This is a genomic window from Oceanisphaera sp. IT1-181 (assembly GCF_033807535.1).
Classification (GTDB): Bacteria; Pseudomonadota; Gammaproteobacteria; order Enterobacterales; family Aeromonadaceae; genus Oceanimonas.
Genome location: NZ_CP136856.1, coordinates 3,255,001 through 3,281,709 on the forward strand (window position 1 = coordinate 3,255,001; position 26,709 = coordinate 3,281,709).

General features: G+C 50.2%; 26 protein-coding genes and 1 riboswitch. Of the genes, 10 read left to right on the forward strand and 16 right to left on the reverse strand.

Annotated features, from left to right (window positions below):
* The first annotated feature begins 162 nt into the window (after window positions 1-162).
* Complete coding sequence (locus tag R0134_RS14455; RefSeq protein WP_319782657.1) at window positions 163-630, forward strand: RNA-binding protein; 468 nt, start codon at window positions 163-165, stop codon at window positions 628-630.
* A 28-nt stretch (window positions 631-658) separates the two neighbouring features.
* Here R0134_RS14455 and murI read toward each other — a convergent pair whose 3' ends face one another.
* Together murI and R0134_RS14465 are read right to left on the reverse strand one after the other, a co-directional pair.
* Window positions 659-1,489, reverse strand: a complete 831-nt coding sequence (gene murI / locus R0134_RS14460; protein WP_319782658.1) for a glutamate racemase — start codon at window positions 1,487-1,489, stop codon at window positions 659-661.
* 159 nt (window positions 1,490-1,648) lie between these two features.
* Entirely contained in the window at window positions 1,649-3,451 is a 1,803-nt protein-coding gene (locus R0134_RS14465) for a TonB-dependent receptor domain-containing protein (RefSeq protein WP_319782659.1), read from the reverse strand.
* A gap of 39 nt (window positions 3,452-3,490) precedes the next feature.
* Window positions 3,491-3,696: riboswitch (cobalamin riboswitch) on the reverse strand.
* A 190-nt stretch (window positions 3,697-3,886) separates the two neighbouring features.
* On the opposite strand from R0134_RS14465, the gene R0134_RS14470 reads away from it, so the two are divergent.
* Window positions 3,887-5,227, forward strand: coding sequence for a sulfite oxidase (locus tag R0134_RS14470; protein ID WP_319782661.1), 1,341 nt, complete (start codon window positions 3,887-3,889; stop codon window positions 5,225-5,227).
* Window positions 5,228-5,239: 12 nt separating this feature from the next.
* Entirely contained in the window at window positions 5,240-5,602 is a 363-nt protein-coding gene (locus R0134_RS14475; RefSeq protein ID WP_319782662.1) for a hypothetical protein, read from the forward strand.
* A 24-nt stretch (window positions 5,603-5,626) separates the two neighbouring features.
* Here R0134_RS14475 and R0134_RS14480 read toward each other — a convergent pair whose 3' ends face one another.
* On the reverse strand, window positions 5,627-6,154 hold the full coding sequence (locus tag R0134_RS14480; protein ID WP_319782663.1) for an ATP--cob(I)alamin adenosyltransferase: 528 nt from the start codon (window positions 6,152-6,154) through the stop codon (window positions 5,627-5,629).
* Window positions 6,155-6,297: 143 nt separating this feature from the next.
* On the opposite strand from R0134_RS14480, the gene trmA reads away from it, so the two are divergent.
* The gene (gene trmA / locus R0134_RS14485; protein WP_319782664.1) at window positions 6,298-7,416 is read left to right on the forward strand and encodes a tRNA (uridine(54)-C5)-methyltransferase TrmA; all 1,119 of its coding nucleotides are present in this window, start codon (window positions 6,298-6,300) and stop codon (window positions 7,414-7,416) included.
* 124 nt (window positions 7,417-7,540) lie between these two features.
* Here trmA and R0134_RS14490 read toward each other — a convergent pair whose 3' ends face one another.
* A complete protein-coding gene (locus tag R0134_RS14490) occupies window positions 7,541-8,785 on the reverse strand; it encodes a malic enzyme-like NAD(P)-binding protein (protein ID WP_319782665.1) in 1,245 nt (414 codons plus the stop codon).
* Window positions 8,786-9,556: 771 nt separating this feature from the next.
* Window positions 9,557-9,772: a 50S ribosomal protein L31 gene (rpmE, locus tag R0134_RS14495; RefSeq protein WP_319782667.1), complete on the reverse strand. Its 216-nt coding sequence runs from the start codon at window positions 9,770-9,772 to the stop codon at window positions 9,557-9,559.
* 143 nt (window positions 9,773-9,915) lie between these two features.
* Here rpmE and priA point away from each other — a divergent pair, with 143 nt between their 5' ends.
* The 6 genes from priA to rraA all read left to right on the forward strand — a co-directional run bounded on the left by priA (window position 9,916) and on the right by rraA (window position 17,431).
* Window positions 9,916-12,114 carry a primosomal protein N' gene (gene priA, locus R0134_RS14500; protein WP_319782668.1) on the forward strand — a complete coding sequence of 733 codons (2,199 nt, stop codon included), beginning with the start codon at window positions 9,916-9,918 and terminating at the stop codon, window positions 12,112-12,114.
* A 265-nt stretch (window positions 12,115-12,379) separates the two neighbouring features.
* Complete coding sequence (gene argS / locus R0134_RS14505; protein WP_319782669.1) at window positions 12,380-14,137, forward strand: arginine--tRNA ligase; 1,758 nt, start codon at window positions 12,380-12,382, stop codon at window positions 14,135-14,137.
* Between the two features lie 19 nt (window positions 14,138-14,156).
* A complete protein-coding gene (locus R0134_RS14510) occupies window positions 14,157-14,738 on the forward strand; it encodes an SPOR domain-containing protein (RefSeq protein WP_319782670.1) in 582 nt (193 codons plus the stop codon).
* A gap of 87 nt (window positions 14,739-14,825) precedes the next feature.
* Complete coding sequence (gene hslV, locus R0134_RS14515) at window positions 14,826-15,359, forward strand: ATP-dependent protease subunit HslV (protein WP_087035609.1); 534 nt, start codon at window positions 14,826-14,828, stop codon at window positions 15,357-15,359.
* A 67-nt stretch (window positions 15,360-15,426) separates the two neighbouring features.
* Complete coding sequence (gene hslU, locus R0134_RS14520) at window positions 15,427-16,758, forward strand: HslU--HslV peptidase ATPase subunit (protein ID WP_319782671.1); 1,332 nt, start codon at window positions 15,427-15,429, stop codon at window positions 16,756-16,758.
* Window positions 16,759-16,891: 133 nt separating this feature from the next.
* Window positions 16,892-17,431 carry a ribonuclease E activity regulator RraA gene (rraA, locus tag R0134_RS14525; RefSeq protein ID WP_319784380.1) on the forward strand — a complete coding sequence of 180 codons (540 nt, stop codon included), beginning with the start codon at window positions 16,892-16,894 and terminating at the stop codon, window positions 17,429-17,431.
* A gap of 166 nt (window positions 17,432-17,597) precedes the next feature.
* Here rraA and zapB read toward each other — a convergent pair whose 3' ends face one another.
* The 11 genes from zapB to R0134_RS14580 all read right to left on the reverse strand — a co-directional run bounded on the left by zapB (window position 17,598) and on the right by R0134_RS14580 (window position 26,697).
* Entirely contained in the window at window positions 17,598-17,849 is a 252-nt protein-coding gene (zapB, locus tag R0134_RS14530) for a cell division protein ZapB (protein ID WP_319782672.1), read from the reverse strand.
* Between the two features lie 144 nt (window positions 17,850-17,993).
* Entirely contained in the window at window positions 17,994-18,776 is a 783-nt protein-coding gene (gene cysE, locus R0134_RS14535; protein WP_087035615.1) for a serine O-acetyltransferase, read from the reverse strand.
* A 33-nt stretch (window positions 18,777-18,809) separates the two neighbouring features.
* A complete protein-coding gene (locus R0134_RS14540; RefSeq protein ID WP_319784381.1) occupies window positions 18,810-19,649 on the reverse strand; it encodes a cation diffusion facilitator family transporter in 840 nt (279 codons plus the stop codon).
* A 198-nt stretch (window positions 19,650-19,847) separates the two neighbouring features.
* Window positions 19,848-20,312 carry a tRNA (cytidine(34)-2'-O)-methyltransferase gene (locus R0134_RS14545; protein ID WP_319782673.1) on the reverse strand — a complete coding sequence of 155 codons (465 nt, stop codon included), beginning with the start codon at window positions 20,310-20,312 and terminating at the stop codon, window positions 19,848-19,850.
* Window positions 20,313-20,413: 101 nt separating this feature from the next.
* A complete protein-coding gene (dinF, locus tag R0134_RS14550) occupies window positions 20,414-21,769 on the reverse strand; it encodes an MATE family efflux transporter DinF (protein WP_319782674.1) in 1,356 nt (451 codons plus the stop codon).
* 117 nt (window positions 21,770-21,886) lie between these two features.
* The gene (locus R0134_RS14555; RefSeq protein ID WP_319782675.1) at window positions 21,887-22,504 is read right to left on the reverse strand and encodes an SCO family protein; all 618 of its coding nucleotides are present in this window, start codon (window positions 22,502-22,504) and stop codon (window positions 21,887-21,889) included.
* A gap of 22 nt (window positions 22,505-22,526) precedes the next feature.
* Window positions 22,527-23,483 carry a heme o synthase gene (gene cyoE, locus R0134_RS14560; protein ID WP_319782676.1) on the reverse strand — a complete coding sequence of 319 codons (957 nt, stop codon included), beginning with the start codon at window positions 23,481-23,483 and terminating at the stop codon, window positions 22,527-22,529.
* A complete protein-coding gene (locus tag R0134_RS14565) occupies window positions 23,444-24,520 on the reverse strand; it encodes a COX15/CtaA family protein (RefSeq protein ID WP_319782677.1) in 1,077 nt (358 codons plus the stop codon). Before R0134_RS14565 ends, cyoE begins: the two co-directional genes overlap by 40 nt.
* Window positions 24,521-24,529: 9 nt before the next feature.
* The gene (locus tag R0134_RS14570) at window positions 24,530-25,084 is read right to left on the reverse strand and encodes a hypothetical protein (protein WP_319782678.1); all 555 of its coding nucleotides are present in this window, start codon (window positions 25,082-25,084) and stop codon (window positions 24,530-24,532) included.
* A complete protein-coding gene (locus R0134_RS14575) occupies window positions 25,077-25,754 on the reverse strand; it encodes an SURF1 family protein (protein ID WP_319782679.1) in 678 nt (225 codons plus the stop codon). The genes R0134_RS14570 and R0134_RS14575 overlap by 8 nt, the downstream gene beginning before the upstream one ends.
* 73 nt (window positions 25,755-25,827) lie before the next feature.
* Window positions 25,828-26,697, reverse strand: coding sequence for a cytochrome c oxidase subunit 3 (locus R0134_RS14580; RefSeq protein ID WP_319782680.1), 870 nt, complete (start codon window positions 26,695-26,697; stop codon window positions 25,828-25,830).
* Window positions 26,698-26,709: the final 12 nt, after the last annotated feature.

A 26,709-nucleotide genomic window follows, 5' to 3' on the forward strand; every position in this document is an offset into this window, starting at 1 on the left:
TCTACTCAGCGCTTTTTAAGTTATGCCAGATCACATTTATCACGCTTAGCGCTAACAAGCATTACTCCATACCCCAATTGAGGCTATGCTGTAATCGGTAGTGGGTAACGCCCTACCATATGCATGCTATTTACATTCATCCACTTTGAGATTGGACTGCCGATGAAGTTATCCCATTATCCTGTTTATATTCAGTCTGCCCTTTATGCAGTTGTGCTGGCCGCGATTGGTTATTTTGTTGTTAGCTGGGCTGCGCCTACGCTTTCTCCTGCTATCTGTATGGCTGTTGGTTTGCTGTTAGGAGGATTTTTAGTTCCGTTATTGACTCGTCCTCCGGTGCCGGCGGCTATTCCTACTACTACCTTATATGTCGGTAATCTGCCTTACCGTGCCAACGAAGCTTCGGTAAGATCATTGTTTGAAGAGTTTGGTCAGGTGTTATCGGTACGCTTGATGAAGGATAAGCACACCGGCAAACGCCGTGGCTTTGGTTTTGTGGAAATGCCCAGCGATGCGGCCATGGCAGCACAACAGGCATTGAACGATTCTGAGTTTCAACAACGCACCTTAAAAGTGCGCGAAGCAAATGAACGCAAAGATGAGGAAGAAGATGCAGAGCCAACCTCTTAAGTTTGCCTATGCACTTTAACTATCATGCCTAAGGCACAAAGCAGTTAAGTTCGCCAAAGCCTTCTTTACTAAAAGCCCTCGCTTGTTGCAGGGCTTTTTTTGTGAGTTCGGTACAGAATAATATCCCTGCTTTATCTTCTATCTGCACGGGCTTGTTACTACTCGCCAGCGCAGGCTGCAATAACAAACTCCCTACTCGCCGAGCGATGGCTGCTCCTGAGTCAATCAATTTAGTCTGTGGCAAGCATTGGCTGATTTCAAAAGCTAACAGTGGGAAATGAGTACATCCCAGCACTAAGGTGTCGGGTGCTTGCTCACCCAACCAAGGCGCCAGTATTTGCTGTAGTCGTTTTAAGTCAACCGGCTGTCCTGCTAATTTATCTTCCGCCATTTTTACTAGCTCTGTGGTACCCAGCATGGAGACCTGTAAGTCTGCGGCGAAGCTTTGCACGAGTTCGGCGGTGTAGCGGCGAGATACGGTGCCAGGTGTGGCCAATAAACCAATGTGTGCTTGTAGGTTTGGATGAGCAAGTTGCCGCTGGCGACTATATTCGGCGGCGGGCTTGATGGCGGGCACCACCCCCACTACAGGAATTGATAAGCACTGGCGCAAGGCGGGCAGTACATGAGTGCTGGCAGTGTTGCAGGCAATAATGGCGATATCCACCGGATAAAGTGCGACGAAGGCACTAAACAATTCTACCACCCGCTCCACTAACCGCGATTCGCTCAGCTCACCGTAGGGAAAGTAGGCGTTATCGAACAGATAAAGATACTGATGACCGCTAAGTGTTTGGCTAAGTTCGCGGTACACAGACAAGCCGCCCATGCCGGAGTCGAAGATAAGAATGTTTGCCAACTTTTTTCCCTTCTATATAAGCAGCCTTGTTGTACAAAGGCCGCCTTTACTGAGCAAGGATCTCCCTCGCTGTGCGGGATCACATCATAACGCCAAAGCTAAAAATGAAAAAGCCGGCACTGTGGCCGGCTTGATATTGTTCATTAACGCTTAGTTCGATTAGAAGCGGTAATCGGCACCCATGTAGAACTCCATGTCAGGGGCGTCGTAGCCATCTATTACTTGGTAGTCTTTATCGAACAGATTGTTGATCTTACCGTTCAAGGTCAGTTGCTGCGTTAGTGGGTAACGAGCGCCTATGTTCCAAATTGTGTAGGAAGGTAGAGTTACATTACCTACGTCTCCACGTTCACCTACATACAGCACCTGTGCAAACAGGTTAGTACTAGCTACATCTATGTCCCCAGTCCAACTAGCCTTGCGCTTCGCACGTCGAACTAATTGCTGAGCGGTTTTGATGTCTTTGGCATTGGTGTAGTCATAACTAATAGTGTGATGCACTAATCCGGTGTCGGCTTTTACTATAAACTCAGCACCTCTAATCAAGGAGTCTGTATTTTCAGTAGAGTTAACGTAACCGCCTTTATAAATAATAAGGTTATCAATTTCATTGCGATAAAGATTGAGCTGCCAATCTAGCACATCATAGTCGCCGGTAAAGCCCAGCTCCCAGTTTTGAGACTCTTCTGGCTGCAATTCTATCCCGCTTTTAGCATATGCAATGTCTCCAAAGCTTGGTGCTTTAAAAGCAGTACCGTAACTTAGCGTCGTTCTATGTTGTGCAGACATAGCCAGTGACAAAGCACCTTGCCAAGTACCGTGAGTACCATACTGTTCGTTCTCATCAACACGGCCTGTTAGTTCAAGAGTTAGTGGTGACCAAGTATGATAGAGAGAAGTAAATACTCCGGTGTTGTCACGACTAGGCTGTGCAGAACCTGTAGACTTCGAAAGTTGGCGCTCTTGCTGCCAGTCCATGCCAGCTAATGCGTAGCCTTGCTCAGAGTAGTGATGCTGTACTAAACCATCTAGACGAGTAATAGCATTTTCAACATTGCTGTATAAATTGGAATTTCGGCCATCTTCTTTGACCCAGTTTTCATTTTCAAACTCACTATAGCTAGCGTTTAATTGGCCAGCTAATTGCTGAGCTTGATAGCTTAAGCCGGTATCAAATTGATAGCTTTTAGTCGCAGAGGTATCAGAAAAGCTACCATCATAATCAGTATTGCTTTCCCAACCGTTAACGTTAGCGTCCCAAGTCCAAGCTTGATTTAGCTGATGCTCAATACCCAAGGTTAAGTTCTTGCTATCGAAGGCATCGCGGTCAGTCTCAGTATTTCCTGGTTGAGGCTGCACATCATAACCACGAGTTTCACGATAGCCGGTGCCTAACTGTAAACGCGTATCTTCGGTTACCCACTGGTTGATCGACACATCGGCAGCATAGTAATCATTGCTACCGGTAGTCACGCTCAGTTTTGAGTCGTTAACTTGAGAGGTAGTAATGATGTTTACAACACCACCGATTGCGCTTGAGCCGTAAATAGCTGCACGTGGCCCACGAATATACTCGATACGCTCGACGTTACTCACCGGCAACCGACTAAAATCAAAATTATTATTAACCATTTGCGCCTGAGGACGACCATTAACCAGTACTAACACATGGTCGGATTCAGTACCACGAACAAACAGACTAGATTGCTGGCCTATTCCGCCATTTTGGCTGCCAAACTGCATACCCGGCAGGGTTTCGAGCAAGTCGACTAACGAGCGCGGCTGGCGACGTTCGATGTCGGCTTTGGTGATCACTTCTACGGGCGCGAGTGCACTGGTGAGCGGTTGTTTCACTTTGCTGTAAATGGTGATTTCGGTGGCATCGTCAGCTTGAGGTGTAGAGTTTTGGGCAAACGCCGCCCATGGCAACAGTGCAACTGCCGCCAGCCATTTCTTAGACATGTTATTACTTCCTAGTACGCGTAGTAATTAGCAACGGGCCATTCCCGTTGGCTCTTTGGCAGGTTTTCGGACTTGGAGGCTCGAGCCCTTCGCTCACCTAAACGACGGCTTCCCACCCTCTTTTTGAGTTGGCAGTGCCTGGGCTTCCCCTTGTCGTGTCGTTCCTCATTACCGCTGCGCGCCAGTTCCGGATTTACACCGGATTCCCGTTTATGCCATTTGGCACCAAAGCGCGGGCATTATAGGGAAAGGCAAGCCAGCTGTATATGCACATACGGGAGCAAAATGTGCATGCTTCCTTATAAAAATGAATATGCGTTAGGTCTCAAACTTGCTTAATTTACATAGCAGTAACATCTAGCTATTTGCTAGGCTGCTTTAATCTATAGTTATGGTCTGACGCTGCCGGTGCATGCGTTGCAAGGAGAGAATAAGATGGCAAACCAACCAAAAGATAACAGTGAGCAGCCTAGCCGAGGCTTACATGAGCTTTACGCAGAAGATCCGATCAAGGCAGATGAACTGGTATGGAGCCGTGAAACCGACGAGGGCAGTCGCCGTGGCTTTCTCAAACGTGGTGGTCTGCTCGCCATGGCCACCGCCATAGGAGCCAGCATTCCCTTCGCAAAGAATATGCCTGCGGGGCTCATTCCCGCTGCCTTTGCCCAGTCTAGCGAACCTTTTTCCCTTCCTGGTAAAGAAGGTCTGACGGTGCTCAACGATCGGCCACTTAACGCCGAAACACCGCCCCATTTATTGGATGATGAGATTACCCCCGCCAAGCATATGTTTGTGCGCAACAATGGACTGATACCCGATGCCAGCGTGTTGGATCCAGCGAGCTGGACGCTGGAAATTGCCGGCGAGTCCTGTGAGAAACCCACCACCTTTACCTTAGCCGAGCTCAAGTCGCGCTTTAAGCATTACAGCTATCAGCTAACGCTGGAATGTGGTGGTAATGGCCGCAGCGAATTCGCACCTGCTGCCAGTGGTAACCAATGGACCACAGGTGCCGTCGCTAGCCCTAAATTTACTGGGGCAAGGCTGCGCGACGTATTAGAAGCCTGTGGGATTAAAAAAGACGCAGTTTATATCGGCTATTATGGCGCTGATTTACACCCCAGTGGCGATGCTAGCAAAGCCGCTATCTCGCGGGGCGTGCCTATGTCTAAAGCATTAGAAGACGAAACCTTGATTGCGTGGGCCATGAACGATGAAGATATGCCGGTGTTAAACGGTCATCCTTTACGTTTGGTGTGCGGCGGCTGGCCCGCTTCCACTTCTGGCAAGTGGCTGAAAAAAATCGTGGTCCGCGATAAAATACACGATGGCAATAAAATGGCCTCTCCTTCTTACCATATGCCTAAATATCCAGTGGCCCCCGGCACACAAGTACCCGATGAAGACATGGAAATTATTAGTTCCATGCCAGTAAGATCGCTGATCACCTTTCCAAAAACCGGTATCACCCATCAATTGGGCGAGCCTTTGCCCGTGCGTGGCCATGCTTGGGCGGGCGATCTGGAAGTGAGCGACTTTTATGTGTCGATAGACTTTGGTACCACTTGGCAAAAAGCCGAGCTGCGGGCACCTGCTAATCGACTCGCTTGGCAGCATTGGCACAGCGAGCTTACTTTTCCTGAAAAAGGCTATTACGAAGTATGGGCCAGAGCCGTGGACAGTGAAGGACAGGCGCAACCAATGGTAGTTCCTGGTTGGAACCCCAAAGGCTATTTAAACAATGCTTGTCACCGTATTGCGGTACAGGTTGTATAACAGGAGCACATAATGGCACACCCTATTGCTGTGAGTTTATTATTGCTGGGGCTGTCGGCCACTCCTGCTTTGGCCGCAGAGCAAGACCCTCAAACCGGCTTTATTATGGCGCCGGGTTGGGAAACGGTACGCAATAATTGCATTGCTTGTCATTCGGCAAGTTTGGTCACCCAAAACAGTGGTAGCCGTGAACATTGGCTATCTTTGATCCGTTGGATGCAGGAATCTCAAGGATTATGGGCGTTTGATGATAGTACAGAAAAAACGATTCTTGATTATCTAAGTAGCAATTATGGCCCTAAGGAAGACGCCCGACGGCCATCGTTGCGCGCCGACCAATTACCGGAAAATCCCTATCGCAAGAAGCAGTCTTAACTATTAAGCCTGAGCCATTCAGTGTTAATAATTGATGCTGATATAAGGCACTTCTTCTACGTTTAGCCGATGCTTGATGGCAACGGTAAGTACAAAGAAAAAATTGGCCAGTACATTGGCAAATCGGAGCAGGGTTTCGTCGAAACTCCTGCCCTCTTGCTCTAAACGCACCAGCATACGTACTATTTTCTTACCGGTGCAACGGCACAAGTGCAGCTGCGGCACGGGCGCTGGCCCTCTGGGTAACACAAACCCCGTCACTCGACCTTCGCTCACTTGCTGATAATAGGTGTAGCGCGTTTTTAACCATTCGATATCTGCTTCAAAGATCCCATTCTTACCACGCACCGAGCCATTAAGGTTATAAATCAACGGCTGTAATTGCTCTAAATCGGCACGAATATCGGCAAATTCTTCCGGCAACATAGAGAGCACAACGCCAATATGGCAGCAGAGTTCGTCGGTGAGTATTTCGTAATCACAAGTAAGTCGGGTTTCGTAGATAAACGGATAACACCATTCGCGAAGATCGGCAGGCTTAGGGCGGCGCATGGGCTCTACTCTCATATTTAGTTGAATATTTCTGGTTGTCAGTTTGACAAAAACAACCATTCACCGCCAGCAGAGCTTGTGCTTGCACACTTCTGAACAGGAGCGTGCTAGAATTTGCGCTTCGTTTTTAAGAGAGGCACATCATGAGCACAGTGGTTAACCCGCACACCTATCAGGCCCAGTTAGATGCAAAAATTGCTCAACTGCAGCAGACTTTTGCGCCTTTTAATCCGCCAAGCCTAGATGTGTTCGCTTCAAAACCTGAGCATTATCGGATGCGCGCCGAGTTTCGTATTTGGCATGATGATGAAGACTTGTATTACATCATGTTTGATCAAGTGACTAAGCAGAGATACCGCGTCGACCAATTTCCTACCGCCTCTTTGCTGATCAACCAAGCTATGCCAGCCTTGCTGGCGGCTCTTAAGCCGGACGCCGTATTGCGCCGTAGCTTATTTCAGGTGGATTTTTTATCGTCTTTGAGCGGCGAGCTGGTGATCAGCCTCTTGTATCATCGCCAGTTAGACGATGCTTGGCAGCAAGCCATGCAAGAGGTGCGAGAGCAATTACAGCAAGCGGGGATTAATGCCAGCATTATTGGCCGAGCGAAGAAGCAAAAAATCGTGCTCGGACAAGATTACGTCATTGAAAAGCTACAGGTGACGACGCAGGCGGGCAAGCAGGAGCTGATTTATCAACAAGTAGAAAACAGCTTTACCCAACCCAATGGCCACATGAATGAGCAGATGCTGAGCTGGGCATTAGCCGCCACTCAAGGTGCGAGCGGCGATTTACTGGAATTATATTGCGGTAACGGTAACTTTTCACTGGCTTTGGCGCCTAATTTTAGGCGCGTGCTGGCCACCGAGATTGCCAGTTCATCGGTAAAATCGGCGCAATATAATATTGCCGCCAATAACATAGATAATGTGACTATTTTGCGGATGTCGGCGGAAGAGTTTACTCAAGCCATGCGCGGTGTACGCGAGTTTCGTCGTCTGCGCGGCATTGATCTGAGTAGTTATGACTGCAATACCATATTGGTAGATCCGCCGCGTTCAGGCTTAGATGAGGAAACCGTGAAGCTGGTGCAAGAATACGACAATATTTTGTATATCTCTTGTAACCCAGACACCTTACAACAAAATTTAGCAACCTTGTCGCAGACTCATGAGATTAGCCGTTTTGCGCTGTTTGATCAGTTCCCATATACCCATCATGTAGAAGCAGGGGTGTATCTGACGAGAAAGCTGCAAGCGTAGAGCTGTGAGTTAGAAGGAAAACATAATTAGGGTAAAGCGGTCGAATAAATTCAACCCTACATAAATAGAACTGCGCGATCAAAAAAGGGAGCCGAAGCTCCCTTTTTTCTATCATGCGTGGAGATTAATCCAGCATGTAGTTTTCTGGCAACTCGATACGAGCTACGCCTGAGGCAACGGCGGCCAGTGCAACGGCACGTGCTACACGAGGCAGTAAACGTGGGTCCATTGGCTTAGGAATCACGTAGTCTTTACCGAAGGTCAGGCTTTCGTAACCTGAAGCGTCTAATACTTCCTGTGGCACTGGCTCTTTAGCCAAGGCACGGATAGCGTCAACAGCAGCAACTTTCATCTCGTCATTAATCTGTGAAGCACGAACATCTAATGCACCACGGAAGATGAACGGGAAGCACAACACGTTGTTTACTTGATTAGGGTAGTCAGAACGACCGGTGCCCATGACCAAATCTTGACGGGTTGCGTGTGCCAATTCTGGCTTGATTTCTGGATCTGGGTTAGAACAAGCAAAGATAACTGGCTTGTCGGCCATCATGGCAACAGCTTCAACTGGCAATACGTCTGGACCAGAAACACCTACGAATACATCCGCTCCTTCCATTACATCTTCCAGCGTGCGCTTGTCGGTGTTGTTGGCGAACAGCGCTTTATATTCGTTCAAGTCGTCACGACGTGAGTGGATAACGCCATTGCGGTCCAACATGTAAATGTTTTCACGCAGCGCGCCACACTTGATCAGCAGTTGCATACAAGCAACGGCAGCAGCACCGGCACCCATGCACACGATTTTGGCTTCTTCGATGCGCTTGCCTTGTACTTCAAGGGAGTTGATCAGGCCTGCTGCGGTAACGATAGCAGTACCGTGCTGATCATCGTGGAATACAGGTACGTTACAACGCTCAATCAGCGCTTTTTCGATTTCAAAGCACTCAGGCGCCTTGATATCTTCCAGGTTAATACCACCAAAGGTGTCGGCGATAGCGGCAACAACTTGGATGAATTCTTCGGTAGTGCGGTGCGTTACTTCGATATCAACAGAGTCGATATTAGCGAAGCGCTTAAACAGTAATGCTTTACCTTCCATTACTGGCTTAGACGCCAATGGACCTAAGTTACCTAGGCCTAAAATGGCGGTACCGTTGGTGATAACGGCAACCAAGTTACCTTTACCGGTATATTTGTAAGCGTTGTCTGGATCAGCGGCGATTTCGCGCACTGGCTCAGCCACACCTGGGCTGTAGGCTAAGGCGAGATCCTGAGCGGTTTCTGCCGGCTTACTGATTTCAACAGAGATCTTTCCTGGTGTAGGGAAAGCATGATAATCGAGCGCTTTTTGACGGAAGTCGGACATTCTACGAGTACCCTGATGTGATTGGAGACATTTAAACGAGTTATGTGTGAACAAGTTTATCATAATGTTTATACAATGTGATAGTAATCAACTTATTCGACACGGCTTAGCAATATTCATTGCTTTATTTGATAAAACTGCCAGTGATAACCCCTACCATAAGATGAGCTCACCAAGGCGATTAATTTTATTTCTGGCTACGCTTATTTTGCCGAGCACATTTGGCCTCAAGCAAACAAGACAGAAGCATCATTCGGTCAGATCTACAGTAACGGCATTGAGCCTAATTCACGCACCTGACTGGCTAATAATAGCCCTTGCTCCGTGAGCGAATGCGCTAACCAGCTGACTTAATCATCACGCCTTTCGATATCAATAACCAGTTTCAGTCGAATCTTATTCGGAATTTTATTCTGTAACTAATCTTTGCTGGTCTGAGCGGCCCCCGCTGGCGGAAATGCGTGGTGTTTATTGAGCTCTGGCTTAGCTATGCCGACAAAGCGGATTACTCTGCCATCCTGCAAAATAACAGTGTCACCCTCTATAATGTAGCGTAAGGAAAAATTTCGTCTGGCATTAAAGTTGGCCAATAAGCCGACTCGCCATCAGTCACAGCGTCACCCTTATCACCAAAAAACTTTACTTATACTCGTTCTCTATATAATTCTGAGGGGCTTGAGTACCGATGAGATAAAGATTATTGAGTCTTAAGTAAAAAAAAAGGCAATAAAAAAGGCGCCCTTAGGCGCCCTCTTGCAGCGATAAACTCGCTTATTTCTTGCTGGCCAAGGCACCGAAGCGCTTGGTGAAGCGATCCACACGACCACCGCTATCAACCATTTTCTGCTTACCAGTGTAGAATGGGTGACATGCACCGCATACGTCCAAGTTCAGGCTTTTGCCTAAAGTAGAACCAACCTTTATCTCATTACCGCAAGAACATTTAGCAGTAATTTCTTTGTACTCTGGATGAATACCTTGTCTCATGGGGATAACCTCTGAATTTGTAGGCCGTGTCGCTATCTGATCCTATGCCAGACACCACACGTAACGATTCACGTTTTGTGAAGGGTGCGAATAATATAGTATCGCTTTTTTACAGGCAAGGATAACCGGAGGTTAATTCATCAATGTCGTCATCGACCACACTTGCTTTGCTTAGGGTGGTGCTGCCCGTCCCGCTGCGTCGAGAGTTTGATTATCTCTGTCCTTTGCCATTACCCGCTCTCGGTTGTCGGGTGGCGGTGCTGTTTGGCAACCGTTCCATGACCGGCTTAGTGCTGTCTCATCCCACAGACTCCAGTATAGATCTCGCGAAAATAAAACCGATTACCGCAGTATTAGATGCCGAGCCTATTTTAGCCGATGGCGAGCTCAAGCTACTGGCCTGGGCCGCGCAGTACTATTTATATGCCACGGGCGAAGTGTATTTTCAGGCGCTGCCCACTTTACTGCGCAAAGGCGAAGCGGCCACTTATCGCAGTTCCAGCGTCTGGCATTTATTAGATAGCGAGGCCGAAGTAGCGGCACGGGCTATTAAGCAGCAGCAAGCACTCACGCTGCTACGCCAAGGGCCATTAAGCGCCGGCGAGTTGCAGGTGCGCGGGGTAAGTAGTGCCACCTTAAATGCCTTGGCGAAAAAGCAGCTGGTTGAAAAACGCGACCAAGTGCCACAGCCCCAAGATTGGCGGGACACCCCTTGGGAGATTAGTGAGCAAGACAAACACAGGCTCACCACAGAGCAAGCCTTAGCAGTGAGTGTGATTCAAAGTGCTTTGGGTTTCAGCCCGTTTTTATTAGAAGGTATTACTGGATCTGGCAAAACCGAAGTCTATCTACAAGTAATGGAAGCCGTGCTCAAGGCGGGATTACAAGTGCTGGTTTTGGTGCCAGAAATTGGCCTCACGCCCCAAACCATTTCCCGTTTTCAACAGCGTTTTAGCTTGCCAATTTGTACGTTGCACTCCGGCATGAACGAGCGCGAGCGATTAGACGCTTGGTTGTCCTGTGGTGATGGCAGCAGTGCCATCGTTATCGGCACTCGCTCTGCCCTGCTTACGCCTTTCGCCCGCTTGGGGCTAATTATTATCGATGAAGAACACGATACCTCTTTTAAACAGCAAGAAGGCTTTCGCTATCACGCCCGCGACTTAGCGCTATTACGGGCCCACCAGCTGGATATTCCTATCGTGCTCGGCTCGGCCACGCCTTGCTTTGAAAGTTTGCACAACGCCGCTCAAGGTAAATATCAACTGTTAACCTTGAGCCAACGCCCCGGCACCGCCACCGTAGCGGAGCATGTGTTGCTGGATAGCAAAAACGTGCAGATGCACGCCGGCTTATCGCCACAACTGATTGAGTTATTGGGCCAAGAGCTAAATAAAGGCAACCAGGTGATGCTGTTTTTAAATCGCCGTGGCTATGCGCCCGCACTCTTGTGCCACGGCTGTGGTTGGATCGCAGATTGTGAGCGCTGCGATGCGCACTTTACGTGGCACCGCCAGCCTTCGCGACTGCATTGCCATCATTGTGATCACCAACGCCCGCTGCCGCCCGCCTGCCCCAGTTGTGGCAGTAGCCAGTTAATGGGCACCGGCCTTGGCACCGAGCAAGTAGAGCAAGCCCTCAGCGGCTTGTTTCCTCAATACGGTATTATTCGTATCGACCGAGATAATACCCGTCGCAAAGGCAGCTTAGAGCAGCACTTAGAAGGCATTCGCAACGGCCAATATCAGATTTTAATCGGCACGCAAATGCTGGCCAAGGGCCATCACTTTCCTGATGTGACCTTAGTGGCGATGTTAGATGCTGACGGCGCCTTATTTGCCAGTGACTTTCGGGCCACCGAGCGCTTTGCCCAGCTTTATATTCAAGTGGCGGGCCGCGCCGGTCGCGCCAGTAAACCGGGCCGCGTGATACTGCAAACCCATCAGCCGGACCACGCGCTGTTGCAAGACTTAGCCAATCAAGGTTACCGACACTTTGCCCACAGTGCGCTGCAAGAACGGCAACTGGCAAACTTGCCGCCCTTTAGTTTTCAGGCCTTGTTTCGAGCCAGAGCTACGGATGCACGCCAAGTGCAGACTTTTTTACAACAATTGGTAGCACAGCTGCAGCCGCATTTACCGGATACCGTGCTGTGCTTAGGCCCGCTAAGCGCCCAAATGGAGCGCAAAGCCGGCGAGTATCGCTACCAACTGTTATTACAATCGGGACAAAGGCGCGAGCTCGCCTCGGCGTGTCGGTTAGCGCTGGCTATCATCGATAAGTTGGCATCCGCCCGTAAGGTGCGTTGGTCATTAGATATAGACCCCGTCGATCTCTTTTAGATATTGGCCAGCTTTTCCACTAGGCTATTGATTAAATAACGAATAACTCGCCAACCGCGACTAACCAGCGCGCGCAAGCCCTAATATAAGGCGACGAGTTTAGTCGTCGTCAGCAAAATACTTCTGTACTGAGATAACCCAGCGGGTGGTTTTACCGGCTATTGCAGGCCTCACTAGGCCTTGGCGGTAGTTTTCTGCCCTCGATATGAGTAGAATTTCCCACCCGGGTTATCTGTGACCTTGTCTTTAATTTGGTGAATTGACTATGAAAGAACATATTCAGGCTCTACTTGAGCAGACGGTAGCGACGCTACAACAGCAAGGCAAACTGCCTGCAGACTTAGCCATTCGAGTCCAAGTAGACAGAACCAAAGACAAAAGCCACGGAGATCTCGCCACTAACCTTGCCTTATTGTTAGCAAAACCTGCGGGTCAAAACCCGCGCGTGTTAGCGCAATTGCTGATGGATAATCTGCCTGCCTCTGAGTTAGTGGCGAAAACCGAATTAGCCGGCCCTGGCTTTATTAACTTCTTCTTGGATGGCGCTTGGCTGGGCCGCCAAATAGACGCCATGGTGGCAGACGATCGCGCTAATATTCCGGTTGCCGAGCACACCCAAACCGTAGTGGTGGATTATTCCGCGCCTAACGTGGCCAAAGAAATGCACGTCGGCCATTTACGCTCCAGCGTCATTGGCGATGCGGTAGTGCGCACGTTAGAGTTTTTAGGTCACAAGGTGATCCGCGCTAACCACATTGGCGATTGGGGCACCCAGTTCGGCATGTTGATTGCCCATCTTGAAGAGTTGGAAAAAGAAAACCCTGACGTGGCCGACTCAGGCTTGGCGGATTTAGAACAGTTCTATCGCGAATCTAAGCAAAAGTACGATGCGGACCCGGTGTTTGCCGAACGCGCCCGTAATTACGTGGTCAAGCTACAAGGCGGCGATACCTATTGTTTGGCCATGTGGCAAAAGCTGGTCAATATCACGCTGCACCATAACCAAGAAATCTATGCACGCCTTAATGTGTCACTTACGCCCGAGCATGTGATGGGTGAAAGCATGTATAACCCTATGCTGGCCGGCATCGTTGAAGACTTGCAAGCCAAAGGGCTAGCGGTAGAAAGTGAAGGCGCCATAGTGGTGTACTTGGACGAGTACAAAAATAAAGACGGCGATCCTATGGGCGTGATCGTGCGCAAAAGAGATGGCGGATTTTTGTATACCACCACCGACATCGCCTGTGCCAAATATCGCTACGAGCAGCTACATGCGGATCGCGTGCTGTACTTTATCGACTCTCGCCAGCATCAACATCTTATGCAAGCTTGGAGCATAGTGCACAAGGCAGGCTACGTGCCTGAGTCCGTGAGCTTAGAGCACCACGCCTTTGGCATGATGCTGGGCAAAGACGGTCGCCCCTTTAAGACTCGCAGCGGCGGTACCGTACGCTTAGTGGACTTGTTGGATGAGGCGCAAGAAAGAGCCACCGCCCTGCTGGCCAAAAGAGATACCGACTTCAGTGAGACAGAAAAAGCCGATATTGCGCGTCGGGTCGCCATGGGTGCGGTTAAGTATGCAGATTTGTCGAAAAGCCGCACTACCGATTACATTTTCGACTGGGACAACATGCTGTCCTTTGAAGGCAATACCGCGCCTTATTTGCAGTATGCCTACACCCGAGTGCAGTCTATTTTCCGCAAATCTGGCATTGTCAGTGACGCCAACTTACAAGGTCAGGTGATTTTAAATGCACCGGCTGAAGAAGCCTTGGCACAAAAGCTGGTGCAGTTTAACGACACCATTAAATCAGTGGCCGACAAAGGCCTGCCACATTTAATGTGCTTATATCTTTATGAATTATCCGGCGCCTTTATGAGCTTTTATGAAGCCTGCCCTATTAATAAAGAAGGGGTCAGCAGTGAGGAGCGCAGCAGCCGCTTACGCTTGTGTGCCGCTACCGCTAAGGTATTAGATCTCGGCTTATCTTTGCTGGGCATCGAAACTTTGGAGCGCATGTAAATCCATGGCCAAGGATTACGTGAGACGCAGTAAGCCGAAAAGCAAAACCAACACTCGGGCTAAAAAAAGCAGCGGCGGCGGTCGAGGCCGCGCCGCTGCACCGCGGCGCTTACCTATTGTACCGGTGTTATTACTGGTGATGGTCGCCGGTGCCCTAGGCTATCTGATCCACATCATTAAGGGCGCAGCCGACCAGCGCTCGGTGACGCCAACGGCTGTGGTGTCAACGAAAAACACCGCCATCGGTGCGCAAAAACCAAGCACAACACCGGTTAATCCTATCGACCAAAAACCGGTCGAGAAGTGGACTTATATCCAACAACTGGAAAATAAAGAAGTGGTGGTGAAGCTCCCCGAGGCACAAGAGTCGTCGCAGCTTTTTTTATTGCAGTGTGGCTCTTTTCGCTCTTCAGCGCAGGCCGAACAAGTCAAAGCCAAAATTGCCTTCCAAGGCTTAGGGTCTCAAGTGCGTCATTCCAGCGGCAGTTCTTGGTATCGAGTGGTGTTAGGCCCCTACGACAGTAAACGCGCGGCTGAGCAACATAAGCACAAATTAATTAAAGCCAAAGCCGTCGGTGATTGTGCTATCTCAAACTGGTAGGGTTGATCTCAACGCTTTTCGTCCCCATTTCTGTGTAGATGACATTTTTGCCGCTTAAAGCGGCTACACAGTCAAGTGAGGTTTTTAGTGACAACGATCGTTTCAGTCCGCCGTAATGGCAAAGTGGTTATTGGCGGCGATGGCCAAGTTTCCCTTGGTAATACCGTAATGAAGGGCAATGCCCGCAAGGTGCATCGCCTCTATAACGGCAAGGTACTGGCAGGCTTTGCCGGTGGCACCGCCGATGCCTTTACCCTGCTGGAACGCTTTGAAGCCAAGCTGCAGGCCCACCAAGGCAACCTAGAGCGCGCCGCCGTAGAGCTCGCCAAAGACTGGCGCACCGACCGCGCCTTACGCAAATTAGAAGCCCTGTTGGCGGTCGCCGACGCCAAAAATTCCTTTATTATCACCGGTAACGGTGACGTGGTGCAGCCCGAAGAGGACTTGATCGCGATCGGCTCCGGTGGCGCTTTTGCCCAATCTGCCGCCCGCGCCTTATTAGAAAATACCGAATTAGATGCCAAAGAAATAGTCGAAAAAGCCCTGACTATCGCAGGCGATATCTGCGTCTTTACTAATGGTAAACACACCATAGAAGAGCTGGACTATGCCGACAAATAAGCGCAGCAAATAAGGCAACTAATTTACTGAGGCTAGACTCTGTCTGGCCCGCATTAAGGATTTGATAATGTCTGACATGACTCCCAGAGAAATCGTTCACGAGCTGGACCAGCATATCGTTGGCCAGTCTGATGCTAAGCGCGCCGTGGCCATTGCCCTGCGTAACCGCTGGCGTCGTATGCAGCTGCCACTGGAGCTGCGCCAAGAAGTCTCGCCAAAAAATATTCTGATGATAGGCCCCACCGGTGTGGGTAAAACCGAAATTGCTCGTCGTCTGGCCAAGCTTGCCAATGCGCCTTTCATTAAAGTGGAAGCCACTAAGTTCACGGAAGTGGGCTATGTAGGCAAAGAAGTGGACAGCATCATCCGCGATCTTACCGATATCGCCATGAAGATGACCCGCGAACAGCAAATGAAAAAATACCAGCACCGCGCCGAAGAATCCGCCGAAGAGCGGGTATTGGATGCACTGCTGCCTAATCCGCGCAATAGCCGCGGCGAAGAAGAAAAAGCCGACAACAGCAACAGTCGCCAGATTTTTCGTAAGAAACTGCGCGAAGGTCAGCTAGACGATAAAGAAATTGAGATTGATGTGGCGGCACCACAAATGGGCGTCGAAATCATGGCCCCTCCTGGCATGGAAGAAATGACCAATCAGCTGCAAGGTATGTTCCAAAACCTCGCTGCCGGCCACACCAGCAAACCGCGCAAGATGAAAATCAAAGAAGCGCTGAAATTATTAATCGAAGAAGAAGCCGCCAAGCAACTCAACCCCGAAGAGCTAAAAGAGCAGGCTATTCATGCAGTGGAAAACCACGGCATCGTCTTTATCGATGAATTCGACAAAATTTGTAAACGCGGTGAAAGCTCAGGCCCAGATGTGTCACGTGAGGGCGTACAGCGCGACTTGCTGCCCTTGATTGAAGGCAGCAGCGTCAACACCAAACACGGCATGGTGCGCACCGACCACATGCTGTTTATCGCCTCAGGCGCCTTTCAGGTAGCCAAGCCTTCTGACTTGATCCCTGAGTTGCAGGGCCGCTTGCCGATCCGTGTTGAATTACGCTCACTGGACACCGATGATTTTGAACGCATCTTAACCGAGCCTAATGCCTCGCTCACCGAGCAATATAAGGCGCTGTTGGCCACCGAGAACGTGACTATCGACTTTACCAAAGCCGGTATTCGTCGCTTGGCAGAAGCCGCGTGGCGCGTGAACGAACGCACCGAGAATATTGGTGCGCGTCGCTTGCACACCATTATGGAGCGCTTGCTCGATGAATTGTCGTTTGAAGCATCAGACAAGTCCGGTGAAAGCATCCTTATTGACGAGCATTATGTGGATCGCTACCTCGAAGACTTGATAGAAGACGAAGATTTGAGCCGTTTTATTCTCTAATTTTCACTCTCAAGTTAGCGATAACTTTCAAGGCATTAAGCAAGGTGCGGCGAGCGGGAACACGATTATGATTGAAAACCGCTCACGCCCCTTTATACTTGATGCCACCTTGTTTCCAAATGTGGCTGACTTCATGGAATACAATACTTCAGAATTGTGCGATACCTATATTGATATGGTGGATGTGGTTGAACCCATGTTCTCCAGTTTTGGCGGCCGAAATTCCTTTGGCGGCTCTATCACCACCATCAAGTGTTTTGAGTCTAACGGCTTAATTAGCGACACGGTAAAAGAAGACGGCCAAGGCCGAGTGTTGCTGATTGACGGCGGTGGCTCTTTACGGCGCGCCTTGCTTGATGCAGACATTGCCGAAACCGCAGCCGACAATGGCTGGGAAGGCATTATTTGCTACGGTTGTGTGCGCGAGGTAGATGCGCTGGAAGATCTGGATATTGGCATTCAAGCCTTAGCGTCAATACCTGTAGGTGCTGATGCCAACGACATAGGTGAGCTGCAAGTACCGGTTAACTTTGGCGGCGTGACCTTCTTGCCCGCCGACTATGTCTATGCGGATACCACGGGGGTTATTTTATCGCCGGAGCCGTTGGATATCGAAGATGAAGGCGACTACGACGGCGATTACGTCGAAAGCGAAGACGACGATCAAGCCTAAAAATAGCCGTAAGCTGTCAGTTAGAGATAAAAACTAACCAGAGCTAAAACAAAAGGCCAACCCCATGGGGTTGGCCTTTTTGCATGGCGCTTTATGCAACATTGAGCAGTGCGGGTCGCGATAGGTATTGCGCCTCTCGCTTTACCCCTCACTCCTCACGGCAAAATTATGCGCTTTCTTCTACCTGATCAATCTTACCTAACAAGACGCGTAAACGGTCTTGCCAAGCTTCATGCTGCTGCTTGAGCTGCTGATTATCTTGCTCGAGCTGAGTATGGTGTTGCTTGAGTTGCTGATTCTCTTCGCCTAACTGGCTGTTCAGCTCTTTTAACTCTTCAACTTCCATTTGCAGTAAATCAATAGTGTCTACGGCCGACAGTATTTTGGCTTCCAGCTTTTCTAATACATCAAAAGACATGCATTCACCTCTAAAATAACGGTTGTCCGGCCTGCTGGCCGCTAATAGCAACGAGGATACAGCGGCATTTGCTTGACAACAAGTAGCCACTGCGTTTGCAACGCAGATTAGAGGATATTTATCTGCTCTGCGTCAATAAAAGTCCTAAATATTTTGGTTCATATCAAAAGAAGGCATATCGGAGCAAGGTCGCCCTACTGCACGCGCCGGTACTCCAGCCACAGTAGTGTGCGGCGGAACAGATTCTAACACCACACTGCCGGCCCCCACTTTGGCCCCACAGCCCACTTCTATATTACCCAAAATTTTTGCGCCCGCACCTATCATCACCCCTTGACGAATTTTCGGGTGTCGATCGCCTCCCGCCTTACCGGTGCCGCCTAAGGTGACATTTTGTAAGATAGAAACGTCGTCTTCAATTACCGCGGTTTCACCCACTACAATACCGGTGGCATGATCAAACATAATGCCTTTGCCAATGCGCGCCGCTGGGTGTACATCGACTCCAAACACCACCGAAATCTGATTTTGCAAATAGGTGGCCAACGCGCGGCGACCATGACGCCACAACCAATTAGCGATGCGGTGGCCCTGTAGCGCATGAAAGCCTTTTAGATACAAAAGCGGCGTGGAAAATAAGTCCACCGCTGGATCCCGCTCTTGTACCGCACAAATGTCGGTCGCTGCAATATCGAGAATACAGGGCTCTGCATCCATTACCGACTCTATCACCTCACGCAGGCTGATAGCTGGCATCACCGAGCTCTCTAACTTATTGGCCAGAATAAAGCTCAGTGAGCACTTTAATGTCTCATGGTTGAGAATAGTCGAATAATAAAAGCTACCTAACATGGGCTCTTCTGCAATCATCCAGCGTGCTTCTTCGCGGATGCGCAACCAAGTACTAGCTTGAATGCCGTCTTCCATGGGTTAAACCTTGTCTACTGTAAAAAGTGGTGTTCATACCCCAGCAGGGGCCAGGACCGATAATGGGTCCATATGAATAATAATATCGGTGTGCGGAAATAGCTGCTCTAGCTCTCGCTCGGTTTGCAGAACAATCTGGTGTGCTTGCACTAAGGGTAAATGATCATCCAGCTCAAGGTGCAATTGAATAAAGCGGGTCACGCCCGATTGGCGAGTGCGCAAGTCATGCAAACCGTGCACCCCAGCGACGCTTAAACACACCTCAATAATGCGCCTTTGCTCGTCATCCGGCAACTGATGATCTAACAGCATCTGTACCGCATCATAGCCAATTTTTAGCGCGCCTTTAAGAATATAGCCGCCAATTAATAGCGCAAATAACCCGTCCGCCCAATGAAAACCCTGCCAAGCCAGACCAATGGCCAGCAACACACCCACGTTCAATAAGATGTCCGCTCGGTAGTGCTGCTGATCCGCACGGATGGCCACCGAATTGGTTTGTTTGATCACATAACTCTGATAAAGCACCAACATCAAAGTGACCAATATCGAAAACAGGATCACGCCAATGCCAAGCCCTGCATGACTGACGGTTTGAGTATTTAACAATCGAGAGATACCGGTGATCATCAGGAAAATAGCCGAGGCACTAATAAACGCCGATTGCGCCAAGCCCGCTAATGACTCCGCCTTACCATGGCCAAAGCTGTGCTCTTTATCGGCCGGCATCAAGGCGTAACGAATGGCCATCAAGTTAATAAAGGAGGCACTAATATCCAACAATGAGTCGGTGAGCGAGGCCAGCATACTGGCGGAGTCCGTAGAAAACCACGCCAGCAGCTTGGTCACTATCATAAGCCCCGCCGCTACCATGGCCGCCTTGGCCGCCCGCGTGACTAACCGTTCATACGTCGAGGACTCAGAAATCACCTCATCCTTACTATTCACCACAAACTCCTTACCGGTTCGTGAAGGGAGAAGCGTGAGGTGTGAGGCGTAAAGCACTCCCGCCTGTTAGCTTGGTATTTTTTCGCCCCTCACCATTCCCACCTCACCCCTCACAGTCTTTAGCTATTTTCCGCCAACAAAGTCATGTTGGCGCCAAGCTTCGTAACTGATGATGGCCACCGCATTGGATAAGTTCAAGCTGCGGCTATCGGGCTGCATAGGAATGCGAATACGAAATTCAGATTCAATATCTGCCAATACAGTGTCTGGCAGGCCGCGGGTTTCTGGGCCAAAGAGCAAGATGTCACCTGCCTGATAGCTGGCTTTATGATGGGGCTGACTGCCTTTGGTAGTGCAGGAAAAAATGCGTTTTCCTGCCACCGCTTGTAAGAAGGCCGCATAGTCTTTGTGGAGTGAAATACGGCCAAAATCTGCGTAATCCAAGCCGGCGCGGCGTAAACGCTTTTCTTCCAGTTGAAAACCCATGGGCTCAATCAGGTGCAAGTGGCAGCCATTGTTGCGCGCCAAGCGCATGATGTTACCGGTATTAGGCGCGATTTCGGGTTCATAGAGCGCAATTTCAAACATGGGTTTCTCTTGTTAAATAAGTCCGCGTAAGGCGTGAATAGTGAGGGGAAAGGTGTCAAATACCCAACCATGCTAGGATTTTACGCTTCACTCCTCACAATTTACACCTCTGTGCCGTTAGTAATAAATCCTTGGCCCCGTTCCAATCGCCACCAAGCCCAGCCCAAGGTGATACCTCGCGCTAGCATAAAGCACAGCATGGCCAACCACAGACCATGATTCCCCAACTCTTGGCTGAAATACCACACTGGGAAGAACACCCCTGCTGTAGAGACCAACATCATATCGCGCATCTCACCGCCGCGCGTAGTGCCGATGAAAATACCATCCAAAATAAAACACCAACAGGCGGCCAGTGGCATCAACACTAACCAAGGCAAGTAACGCACCGCTTGCTCACGCACTTCACTAATGGTGGTGATAAGCCCTATCAGCTGCTGGCCTAAAAGAGCAAATATCAGCACAAATAGTACCGCTACCACAGCACCCCAAAATAAGTTTAAAGCACAGGCGAGGCGAAACTCGAGCCGATTACGCGCGCCCACGGCTTTGCCCACCATGGCTTCTACCGCGTAGGCAAAACCGTCCAGACCAAAAGAGATAAACATCAATAAGTTCATCAATACCGCATTGGCCGCTAGCACCTCATCGCCCAGCCGAGCGCCCTGAAAGGTCATAAAGGCGAAGGTAAGTTGCAAGCACAGCGCGCGAATAAAAATATCGCGATTAAGCCCTAACAATTGTTTGAAGGCGCTGATATTTAAGCAAGCGGGCCAAAAGCCTGGCGTCGGCCAAATGCCACGTTTTTGTAACGTGCGCCACACTAGCCAAGCTCCCAGTGCGGTAGCTAAATAATCCGCCAAAACGGAAGCCGCCGCCGCTCCTTTTACCTGCCAGCCCAGCCCCAGCACAAACCACACATCGAGCACTATGTTGACGCCGTTGCCCAAAATTAATAACAACATGGGCGCGCGCGCGTTCTGGTTACCCAGCAACCAACCCAGCAACACTAAATTAGTTAAGGCCGCCGGTGCGCTCCAAATACGCACTAATACATAATCTCGGCCATAGTGCTGCACTTGTTCACTGCCGCCAATCAACCAAAATGCCAGCTCGGTGATGGGCTTTTGTAGCACCAGAATGACCAGCGCCAGCCCCCAAGCTAAAAACAGCCCTCGCACCAACACCTGCAGCAAGCGAGGTTCATCCCCCGCCCCAAACGCCTGCGCCGCAAGACCGGTGGTCGACATACGCAAAAAACCTAACAACCAAAAAATCAGGCTAATAATAGTCGCACCTACCGCCACGCCACCGAGGTAATAAGCATGCTCTAAGTGACCAATAACTATGGTGTCGACCAAACCTAAGAGTGGCACCGTAATATTGGACAGCACCATAGGCAGCGCCAACACAAACACCTGACGGTGGCGAGCGGCACTAAAAAAAGAGGGAGGCATAATCAATTCTTACTTAAAAACGGTGAAGGGCCGGATCTGTGCACCAGAATCTGCTACGCAGCTGTTCGCGGCTAAAGCACGCGACTACATCCGTGCAATATGTAGCTGTGTCTTACGCTAACCGCGCCAGCGGGCTAGGATGCTGGAAAAATTTTTCACCAGCTCAGGGCCATTCACTAACGGCATTTCTGTTTTCTCATCAAAGTCGGGACGAAACGAGGCATGCAGTTCCCCCTTAGGATTCACCAAGGCGATGGACGCCGAATGATCCACTAAGTAGTTAGCGTCCTCTCGGTCAAAAATGCCATAAATTAATCCCAGTTGCTGAACTGCGGGCATCAGCTGCTCATGCTCGGCGGTCACGGCAATAAAGTTGGGATTAAAATACTCGGTATAGGCTTTTAGCCGCTCAGGCGTATCTCGCGCCGGATCGGCTGATACAAATATTACCTGCACCTTATCGCTCAGCGCGGTGAGTTCAGGATAAATGCGCGATAAATCCGATAGCGTGGTGGGGCAAATATCAGGGCAAAAAGTATAACCAACAAATACTAGGCTCCAATGGTCGGCAAAATTTTGTTCGGTAAAAGGCTCGTCATCACCGTCAGTTAAGGTAAAAGTCGTTAGCGGGCGCGCTTGGGGGTACACCACCACAGCACCCGTTAGGCTATTTTTTTTATCTGCATACCAAGCGCCGCCACTTAAGGTACCGATCAACAGCACAACCATTGCCATTACCCATATCCATCGATTTGTTTTAGCCATAATTTATCCAGTGATCCGCCAATATCAGCACAAAGAGCCACATAAGGTGACTAATTGAAAAGTGGAAGCAGTGTAATGCGGTTTGAGCAGAAGGTCTAAACTTCAGCCGCCATGCCCATTGCATAAAGCGTAAGTTCAGCAAGCTGGCACCCACCAGATACAGCAGCCCCGACATGCCCACTATCCAAGGCAGCACACATACCAAGGTTAACAGTAAGGTATAAAGCAGGACGCAGGTTTTAGTGAATTCAATGCCATGGGTCACCGGCAGCATTGGCACACCGGCTTTGGCATAATCGTCGCGCCTATGAATAGCCAGCGCCCAAAAATGCGGTGGCGTCCAAACAAAGATAATCATCACTAATAACAATGCATGGCCGTGAAACTCACCGGTAATGGCCGTCCAACCAAGCAAGGGCGGCATGGCGCCCGCCAGCCCGCCGATCACAATGTTCTGCGGCGTGGCCCGCTTTAACCAAATCGTATACACCACCGCATAGCCCAATAAAGAGGCCAAGGTAAGCCAAGCGGTCAGCGCATTCACCCACACCAACAAAATCGCCAAACCTACTCCAGACAAAGTAAGCGCAAACGCCAATGCCGCACTGCTGCTCACTCGCCCTTGGGCCACGGGTCTATGGTAGGTGCGCGCCATTTGAATATCGATACGCCTATCTAATACATGATTAATCGCCGCCGCCCCTCCAGCCATTAAACCGATGCCGAGCGTGGCGACCACCACCTGCAGCAAGCTCGGCACTATCTCGGTTAAATACATGCCCACTACCGCGGTGAGCAAGATCAGCGCCACCACCTTAGGTTTAGTCAGAGCCCAATAGTCCGCCCAATTTACTGTCTTGTGAGTGCCAGTTACTGTTTTGTTGATACCACTGGTTTGGTCGGTGCCCACTACTGCTTTATTGCTGATAGATACCGTGTTTCTCGCCATATAGCCTCCCTTGCTCGGCAGAGCTGATCACCGGTCCCGGTGACGATTAATAATAAAAAAGCCGCGCCTGCGTTATGCCCCACTGCTAGCGGCAAAGGTAAATGCCACCAAACATTGGCCACGCCTAATGCCAACTGCATCACGACTGCCAGTGCCAGCCAAGCCCCCCAATGTTGCAGTTCTCTCACCTGGTAACATCGCCACGCCAGTGTGCATAACACTACCGCCGTTACCATGGCCCACAACCGATGAGCCACATGAATGGTGATCCGCTCATCGCTACTTAGCACCCCGTATTGATAGCTGGCGGCAGGCATGCCATGAGGATGAAAGGCACTCCACTGCCACTGACTTAACCAGTCTCCTTGGCATACGGGTAACTCCACACAGGCTAACGCTGCATAGTTGGCGGCCGTCCAACCGCCAAGAGCTATTTGTATTATCAGCACCAGCAAAGCCACCCACCACAGCGCCAGCAACTGCCGACCATATTGCAGGTGAAGCTGTTGCTGAGAGTGCTGGTGAGAATGTTGAAGAGTGTGCAAGCGAGAACGCGGGTCGCCGTATTGGGCCGCTCGAGAGCGGGCACGGAGTAATAATAAAAACAGCAGTGCCAAAATACTAAAGCCACCCAACAAGTGACCGAGCACGATAAAGGGCAGCAAGTTAAGGGTCACGGTCAACATGCCCAAGGTGGCTTGCAAAATAACCAAAGCCAGCAATGCCCAAGCACCAGTGCAATAAGCGCGATGGCGCGCCTGCAAAGAGCACAACGCCAGCACTAAAATGATCATCCCTAAGCTGCCAGCCGCATAGCGGTGCAGCATTTCATTTCCTGCTTTGGCCAGATCAAGCGGCTTATCCGGAAAGCGACTGGCGGCCAGTTGCTGCTCAGAGGCGCTCTCGGGCACATAATTAAAACCATAACACCCAGGCCAGTCTGGGCAACCTAGGCCAGCATCGGTTAAGCGCGTGTAGGCACCCAATAACACCACCAGCAGCGTCAGCGCGAAAGCAAACAGGCAGAGTTGACGCATAACAGCCCCTTATCCAGACCGTGAATAGGTTAATAAACGGCGCACATCACTGAGCAATGCCTTGGCCATCACCTGATCTTTCTGTGACAGGTCTTCTTGTAATAGGCCTTGCGGCTGCAGCTCCAATTGTAACGAGACTTGCGGTGGCTGCCCATAAAGCAGATAGCGCATGATCAAGGTACCGGGCGGATCCGCGATATAGACAAACCCCACCTCGAGCTCAACCGTCGCCGGCATAACCAGCTGCCGCACCCGCGAACCATCTCGGCCTAAGGCCAAAATCAGCTGCGCCAATACAGGCTCAGCTTGCGGGCAAGGCGCGCAATTGGCCGCCTGTGGCACTATTAAGCGCCACTGTGAATCCGCAGCCACTTGCCCCGTTACCCATTGGCCGTGACTGTTCACACCCGTCGTAAACCAGCCTTGCTGTAAGGTCAGCCATGCCAAACCCACGGGTAATAAAAATACCAACCATAAGGCGACAAGCGTGCAATAGCGGCGGGGCAAAGGCTGTCTCCTCCCAACCTGCCGGTGAGGCTTAAGTTTGTACTGCGGGTTATTCATGGGGCCTCCGGTAATACCAGAATGCGGCTATACATACCGCCAACGCCATCAAAAACCACTGCACCGCGTAGCCAATATGCCGCTCAGGCCCCATCACTACCGGCTGCCACTGCTCATGTTCAGCGCTCAGTTTTAGGACGAAAGGCAGCACAGGCTCCCCCCAGATTTGTGTCAATAACGCAGGCGCTAAGCTGGGCACCAGTGGGTGGCTCGGGATAAATGTGAACTGACCTAATGAGATAGGTGCTTGGTAGGGACGTATCAGATGCCCAGCTAACGGTATGGGAGTGGTAATGGCAGCAATGGCGGGTAACTGGCGCCGATCGGCATCTGCTGGCTGCCAGCCCGTATCAACCATCAGCAGGCCTTGTGCCGTGGGTAAGGCGCGAATTAAACGATAACCTACCCGCCCTGCTTGTATTTGGTTATCGAGAAAAACTTCATTTCCGGTCAAGTAACGCCCGTGAGTAGCGAGCCGATAACCAAAAGGAATATCCATAGCACTGGCTTGGGCTAGGCTAATGTCACTGTTACGGCGCTGCTGCCACTCGGCTAACAGCTGGCGTTTTTCTTCGGCGCGGGACAACTGCCAACCTCCCATACCCACCATCACCACACTCAGCACTGCAGTCAGCATGAGTAAGCCCGCATCTTTTCCTCTACTTAACATTCAGTCTCCTTGGCATGCATCCCTGCTCTTCAAGTTACTGCTTGCTGTTCTCGCTTTAGAGACAGAGTGAGCTTTATAAAATATAAACCGTTACAAATAGGCCCAACCACACTATGTCCACAAAGTGCCAGTACCAGCTGGTCGCCTGAAAGCCAAAATGCTGCGCCGAGGTAAAATGTCCTCTTTGTACCCTGATCCACATAATCATCAGCAGTAAAGTACCCAGCATCACGTGGGCACCATGAAAGCCCGTCAATAAGAAAAAGGTGCTGCCGTAGATACCCGAATTAAATTTAAGCCCCAGCTCCTGATAAGCGTGGCTGTATTCCCATGCTTGTAATATTAAGAAAGCGATCCCAAGCAACACGGTAATTCCCAGCCACAACGTAAGAGGGCTACGTTGATTACGTCGTAACGCCAGATGTGCTAAATGCAGGGTAATTGATGAGGTTAACAACACTATAGTGTTAATGAGCGGTAGCCCCATCCAGCTAATGGCGGTGGTTTTAATCCCTCCTGGTGTGAGCAGCAGCGGCCATTGAGGAATAAAATCAGGCCAGAGCACCGCATGGGTCATGGCATTATTACTGGCACCGCCCAACCAAGGCACCACCAAGATACGAATGTAAAATAGCGCACCAAACAGGCCCACAAAAAACATCAGCTCTGAGAAGATAAACCACGTCATGCCGAGGCGAAAAGAGCGATCCATCTGCGCGCTATATAAGCCCGACTTTGACTCTTGGATCACATTACCAAACCAGCCAAACAACATCACAATCATTACCAGCGTGCCTAAGATAAACACGATAGGTCCTGCCAATGGCGCTAATCCAGAAATCCAGAGCCCCGCTCCTGATGCTAATAAGAACAAGCCCAGCGCGCCCATTAACGGCCAAGGACTTTGACTCGGGACATAATACGGCTGAAATTTAACCGGCATGTTTGCCTCCTT